Genomic DNA, 6,491 nt, shown 5'->3' with positions numbered 1-6,491 from the left:
CGGGGTTGGCGGAGCGGTGTGAGGTGCAGGTGGCGTATGCGATCGGTAAGGCGCATCCGGTGAGTTTGTTCGTGGAGACGTTCGGTACGGAGACGGTGTCGGTGGCGTCGATCGAGCGGGCGGTGTCGGAGGTGTTCGATCTGCGTCCGGCGGCGATCATTCGGGATCTGCACCTGTTGCGGCCGATCTATGGGCAGACGGCGGCGTATGGGCATTTCGGTCGGGAGTTGCCGGATCTGACGTGGGAGAACACGGACCGGGCCGCCGACCTCAAGTCGGCCGCAGGAGCCTGACGACAAACACGAGAGGCCGGTCCCGGTCCCGGCGGCTGCCAGAGCCGCCGGGACCGGGACCGACGCCGTCCGGGTTACCCGGAGGTCGCCGGCCGCACCCGACACCCGAGCGTCCGTACCGGACAGTCGGGGCGATGCGGCCGGTGACCTGGTGATCTGAGGTTGTCAGTGCACGTTGGTGTTGGTGGCGCGGGTCGAGTCGACGAGCGCCTTCACCTTCGGCAGCCCTTCGACGTGGCTGCCCGCCTCGATCCGGGCCGACCAGTGGTCGTACCGGCCGCTGAGCTGCTCGGAGCGCAAGCTGGCAGCGCTGACGATGCAGGCGCTGATCGGATCCCGAGGTTTGCCCTCCACCTCGACCTGCTCACAGTCCACGCCGTAGCGCACCATTTCGTGCTGCGGTCGGAAGTCGAACTTGTCGTTGGCGCAGGGATCCCAGCCTTCCTGGACGCAGCCGGCGTAGTTCGCCAGGGCAAGCTGGAAGGTCTTGCCGAAGTGCAGGTTGTGCGACTGGTCGACGTCGGTGCGCGGCGCAGCCCAGTCGCCGGGCAGGCCGTGTTCGCCGAACAGAAGCGCATTCAGGGCGTCGTCGCGCTCCAGCGCGGAAGCCCAGCCCAACTCCGAGTACGCCTGGAGCAGCCGGATCGCGGTGGTCACCTCCTGGCCCCTCTCCCACAGCAGCCGGGCGTTGTCCCACTTGAATTCGACGGGCCGGTTCACCCCACTTCCGTTCACCATCACGGTGTAGAAGTACTTCTGCCGGCCGGCCAGCATGGCGGCGGCCTTGTTGTACGCGGTCTGGGCCACCGCGCCGATCGGCGGGACCGGCGCCGACTCGAAGGCCGTCCGGTAGCTGGCGTTCCAGCGTTCGTCGAGGAAGTACTTCTCGTCGTGGCAGTAGCCGCTCGGCTCGTTGTTCACCACCCGCATGGAGCAGAAGACCCCCACCGGGAAGACCTGGGTCGCCGTCTGGGCGTCCTGCCACTCACCGCCGTGCCAGCGGACCCGCGACCGGACGGTGATCTGCAGGTCGCCGCTGCTGGTCTGCAGCCGTGGCGTCTGGTTCTCCACGACGTTGACGAACTGCGCCTCGAAACAGGTCGCGAACTGCGGCCGCTTGTCGGTCGGCAGCCCGTGGTCGGCCAGGTGGAAGGGATTGGGCAGGGTGGAGCGCCGCAGGGTGGCCGGTATGGCACGGTTGCCGAGGTAGCCGGAGCAGGCGGGCATCGTGGAGGCCTCCGGAATCTTGGCCTCGATCGCCTGGTCTGGTTTGCCCCACAGGTCGTACTCGGGCATCGGGACGCCGACGCCGTTCCACATCACCGCTCCCCGGATGCCGTCGGCCTGCTTGGCCCAGCCCTCCATGGCGGTGCGATAGTTGCCGACCAGTTCGGTGAACAGCTTGTTGGTACCGCCGCCCTCGCCCGGGGCACTGAACTGGCGGACCTGCTTGTTGATCTCGTCACCGGTGGTCGCGATCTCCGCCGCCCGATAGGCGAGGATCTGGCCCGCGAACTCCGGGTTCTGCAACTGCAGGATGTTGTAGGTGCGAGCCGCGGTGCCCCAGGCCGCCGGATTGGCCACCCGCGGGTTGGAATAGGGCAGATGGAACTCCTTGGCCGCCCACGTGGTCAGGTAGTTGATGGACGCCTCGGGCAGGTTCGTGTTGAGTACGGTGACCGGGTCGTCCAGGCTGGTTCCCTCGGGCACCGTGAAGGTGCCCGGGCTCATTGCCGTCGACGTGGCGAAGTCGAAGGTGGGCGCCTCCGCTTTCTCGTGGTAGTCGGAGTAACTTGCCATCGGTCGGCCGGTGATGGCCTCGTAGTGCACGTAGGTGTTGATCACCTTGTTCAGGTCACTCTTCGCGATTCCCTCGAGTGCAACGTGGATCGCCAGCGCCATCGAGTCCATCTTGCGCTCGATCGTCTGCAACTGGGTCGCGATCTCGCCGATCTTGGCCCTGACCTCCGCGACCGACTTCGACAGGTCTCCGAGCAGACCGACGAGGTCGCCGTACATGACGTTGAGCGCCGTCTCGATCCGGTCGAAGCGCTGGTCCATCCCCTTTGCCAGTTGGTCGATCCGGAGATGGAGCTTCTGGATCTCCGCCAGGATCATGGCGTGGGGATCGTCGTCCACCCCGGTGAAGAGCTTCACCAGGCTCATTCCCGCACCGAGCAGGTTCCCGGTCATCACCGCGGTACCCATCACACTCGCGGCCGTGCCCAGTCCCGCATTGAGCACCGTAGTCATGTACGTGTTGATCGCACTGACCGAGGTGACCATCGCATCGCCGACGATCTTCAGCTGACCGCCGAACTTCTCGTCGGTGAAGCCCATCAGGGTGGAGAGGATGCTGACCGACTTGCCAAGCCCCTCGAACAGGATCTTGTTGCTGTCGGTCTTCTGCTTCTCGGCGTTGCGGGTAGCCTCGTCTGGGCTGTTGCCGTGGATGAGGTAGGTCGTCGAGTAGTGGATCACCTCCGTGGTCCGGGTGTTCGCATTCTGGTCCAGCACCTGGAGCACCCGGGTGGCCTGCTGCTGCACGAACGACCGGTAGTTGTCCTTGTCACCGCGGGCCGCCTTGATCTGGGCCAGCGGCACGTAGTGACCGATCGTGCCGGGGTTGCTCGGCTGCGGCGGGTGGATCTGGATGGCGAGCAGGGCGGCCTCACTGGCCCGCACGCTGGTTCCGGTCCGGGCCGCGAACGCCGCGTCCCACCCGGTCGCCAGCGCCGCGTCGGTGGTGGCCGTCCGTCGCAGGGCGGCGAAGGTGGCGTCGGTGGCCCCTCGGATGTGCGCGTTCCACGCCGCATCCTGGAATCCGCCCCGCACCAGGTTCAGCGCGTCCTTGACCACATTGGCGCCCTGGACACCGACCGTGCTGGTCAGGATCTCGCGCAGATGCGGCCCGTTGAGCACCGGCGCGTCGCCGCCCTGCTCGTCCTTGTCCTTGACTCCGATCCCCGCTGCCACCGCCGACATCAGGGCGAAGCGGGACTTCGAGTCGCCGTCGCCGTCTGACACCGCCTTGTCGGCCCGGTTCCGGGTGAGCGCCACGTGCGCCGCGATCTGCTCGCTACTGGCGGAGGGGTTGACCCGCCGCCAGTCCAGCAGCTCGGCGGTGAGCACCGCGTTCTTGACGCCCGCCGTGTCCGGGCCGGTCAGCTGTACCGCCGCGCTGAAGAGCGCAGCGTGTGCCGCCGCGTCGTCGAACTCCACCGAGTCGTCGGCCTGGGCCGGCACCTGCGCGCCGGTCGCCACCATCACCCCGGCCAGGACGGCGGCCCAGCCACGCCACCACCGGCCTACGCCGGGTCGCGTTCTGATCCCAGATCTCATTCCTGTACGCACCACAGCTCCCTCACGGGGCAGGCCACACGCCTACGTCCCGCCGCTGACCGTCCCCCGCCCAGCGTCCCGAGGGACAGGGACAGGCATCCCTGTGTCCGGGACAGGCATCCCGGCACCGGGCTGAACCCGTGCCTGACCTGCGCGGTCTGACCTAGGACCGTCGACCGGCCAGCCGAAGACGGCGCTTGACGCCACCAGCGGCTCGCGCCTTCAGGCGCGACAGCATCTCGTCGGCCTGGCCCTCGGCCCGCCGACCGAGAGAATCGGCATGCCCGAGCATCGCGACGATCGTCTCGATCGCCACGTCGAGCAACTGCCCGTCGTCCAACTCGTCGGGACTGACCGTCCGCTCCATCTCGGTGGGCCGCAACTCGTCCAGATCACCGACCACCGTGCACGGATAGTCCCGGATCTCCGCGATCTGCTGCTCGGCGAGGTCGCACACCCACGCAGCCCGGTCCAGGCCGACACCGAACCGCAGGTCGTTGGCGCGCTCCTTGAGCACCGCGTCGACCAGGTGCCGCTGCACCACCTTCTGGTACGGCGTCCGCAGCGGATGTCTGTCCCCCAGCGCCTGGTTGACCCGGCGCAGCAACTCGCTCTCCGCAGCACCCAGGGAGGGATTCGAGGTCGGTGCGGTCAGCTCGCACAGGCCGTCCGGGATGCCCAGCACCCCGGCGAAACGGTGCCAGAGCAGGTCTCGCGGGGCACCGGGCGGCGGCACGACCACCAGGTGCCGCTGCGCTGCCGGCACCAGGTCCCCCCAGCGGCGCAGCATCCGGGGCGCGGTGTAGTTGTCCCAGAAGGTGTCGAAGCGGCCCGCCTCGACGGCCCGCAGGAAACCGTCGAAGCGCCAGGTGCTGCGCGCCCGGATGCTCTGCTGCCAGGTCGACGGGAAGGTCCGCCACAGGTCCCGCCCGGCCGCGATCACGTGCACCTCGGCGGGTTGCAGGCTCTCGATCGCCCGGGCCGCCTGCGCACTGGTCGCCGCACCCAGCCCCTCGTTGCTGATGATCACGTCGCCGGACCACCGGCGCGCCTTCTCGGCCAGCCGGTCCCACGTCCAGTACACCCCGGCGTCACGCCAGTGCGCCGCACGCAGATCCGCCATCGCCTGGTCGTGCGCCACCGCGCTGCCCGGCAGCAGGATCCCGGCCTTGCGCAACACGTTCTGGTTGCTCCAGAGCACGTTCTGCACGAAGGTGCTGCCCGTCTTCGGGGCACCGATGTGCACATAGACGCGTCTGGCCATTCCGCCTCCCCGGCATCGCCACCTCCCCGACCGGAGTGGTCAAGTTGGAGGCACCAGGGTGGCACACCGAACGCGTGGAAGAAACCGCAGGTCAGACACGGTCAACCGGCTCATTTGCACAATGCCCGGCAGCCGAAATCAGGGTGAACTCTGCGCGACGCGACCCGCGCCGACGAGCACGGCGAGCCCGGGAAGCCGCCCCGTCCACGCGTCACGCCCACCATCGACGCCGACCGGACGTCGACGGCCTCACCCCGGCCCGCCGCGCGCCGCTCACGCCGCGTCGGCGTAACACTCCACCACCGACAGGTCCAACGGGAACCGCACCGCGGTCTCGCCGAACAACAGCGCGGTGGCCCGCCGCCCGGCCCGGTCGACCGCTTCGGCGACCCGCTCGGCCTGCGCGGCCGGGCAGTGCACGATCACCTCGTCGTGCTGGAAGAAGACCAACTCGGCCTCGGTGCCGGCCAACTCGCCCCGCAGCACCGCGAGCAGCGTCGAGGCCCACTCGGCGGCGGTGGCCTGGATGACGAAGTTGCGGGTGAACCTCCCACGGGACCGGGCCGCGCGGGCCCGGGGCGACTGCGGGTCACCGGCCGCATCCGGGTCGGACGGCCCGTCGTCACCCGCGCCGAACCCGGTCGTCCCCGGCGGACAGGTACGCCCCAACCACGACCGCACCAGCCCGCCCGCCTCACCGGTGCGGGCCGCCGCCTCGACATGACCGAACGCGGTCGGGTAGTTGCGCCGCAGCACCGCCAGGGCCGGCACCGCCGCACCACCGGTCTGCCCGTACATCGCCCCCAGCAGGGCGAGCTTGGCCCGACCCCGGTCACCACCGAACGCGTCCCGGGCCAGCGCGGCGTACAGGTCACCGGTGGCACCCGCCGCCGCCAGCCGGGTGTCGCCGGAGACCGCCGCCAGCACCCGAGGCTCCAACTGCCCCGCGTCGGCCACCACGAACCGCCACCCCGGGTCGGCCACCACCGCACGACGGATCACCTTCGGGATCTGCAACGCGCCACCACCACGGGTCGCCCACCGGCCCGACACCACTCCACCGGGAACGTACTCCGGCTGGAACCGCCCCTCGCGGACCCACGCGTCCCGCCAGGCCCGCCCGTGCGCCGTCCAGATCCGATAGAGCTCCTTGTACTCCAGCACCAGCGGCACCGCCGGATGGTCCACTCCCCGCAGCACCCAGGCCCGCGTGTTCGGCAGCTCCACCCCGGCCCGCGCGAACGCCCGCAGCAGTTCCGCCGGGCTGTCCGCGTGCACCTGCCGTACGCCGAACGCCTCGGCGATCCGCGTCGCCAACTCGGCCAGTCGGCGGGGCGGCCCGCCCACCGGTGACGGCTCCCCGAGCAGCTCGGTCAGGATCGCGTCGTGCACGTCAGCGCGCCAGGGCAGGCCAGCCGCACCCATCTCGGGCCCGATCAGCGCACCGGCCGACTCGGCCGCCACCAACAGCCGGAACCGCCCCGGTGCCCCGGTCGCCGCGATCCGGTCGAGTTGATCGGCGTACACCCCGGTCAACGCCGTGATGCCCGGACCCGGCGGCCCGGCCACGGCGTCGAAGAGCGCGCCCTGCC

General features: G+C 69.8%; 4 protein-coding genes. 1 reads left to right on the top strand and 3 read right to left on the bottom strand.

Annotated elements, in window-relative coordinates:
- Positions 1-293 (top strand): methionine adenosyltransferase domain-containing protein (locus tag EYA84_RS23610; protein ID WP_161595025.1); only part of this gene is annotated, 293 nt, incomplete at its 5' end.
- Between the two features lie 165 nt (positions 294-458).
- Here EYA84_RS23610 and EYA84_RS23605 read toward each other — a convergent pair.
- The 3 genes from EYA84_RS23605 to EYA84_RS23595 all read right to left on the bottom strand — a co-directional run.
- On the bottom strand, positions 459-3,635 hold the full coding sequence (locus tag EYA84_RS23605) for a hypothetical protein (protein WP_131055434.1): 3,177 nt from the start codon (positions 3,633-3,635) through the stop codon (positions 459-461).
- A 163-nt stretch (positions 3,636-3,798) separates the two neighbouring features.
- Positions 3,799-4,899, bottom strand: coding sequence for a hypothetical protein (locus EYA84_RS23600; RefSeq protein WP_131055432.1), 1,101 nt, complete (start codon positions 4,897-4,899; stop codon positions 3,799-3,801).
- Between the two features lie 273 nt (positions 4,900-5,172).
- On the bottom strand, positions 5,173-6,491 hold a 1,319-nt coding region (locus EYA84_RS23595), incomplete at its 5' end, for a bifunctional 3'-5' exonuclease/DNA polymerase (protein ID WP_131055430.1).

Origin of the sequence: Verrucosispora sp. SN26_14.1, from assembly GCF_004307965.1 — a bacterium.
Lineage (GTDB): Bacteria > Actinomycetota > Actinomycetes > Mycobacteriales > Micromonosporaceae > Micromonospora.
This window is presented reverse-complemented; position numbering and strand designations above follow the sequence as displayed.

Bases quoted from the DNA above. Each gene is read 5' to 3' on its own strand.
- EYA84_RS23600 (WP_131055432.1), bottom strand. From the start codon at position 4,899: ATGGCCAGACGCGTCTATGTGCACATCGGTGCCCCGAAGACGGGCAGC.
- EYA84_RS23605 (WP_131055434.1), bottom strand. From the start codon at position 3,635: ATGAGATCTGGGATCAGAACGCGACCCGGCGTAGGCCGGTGGTGGCGT.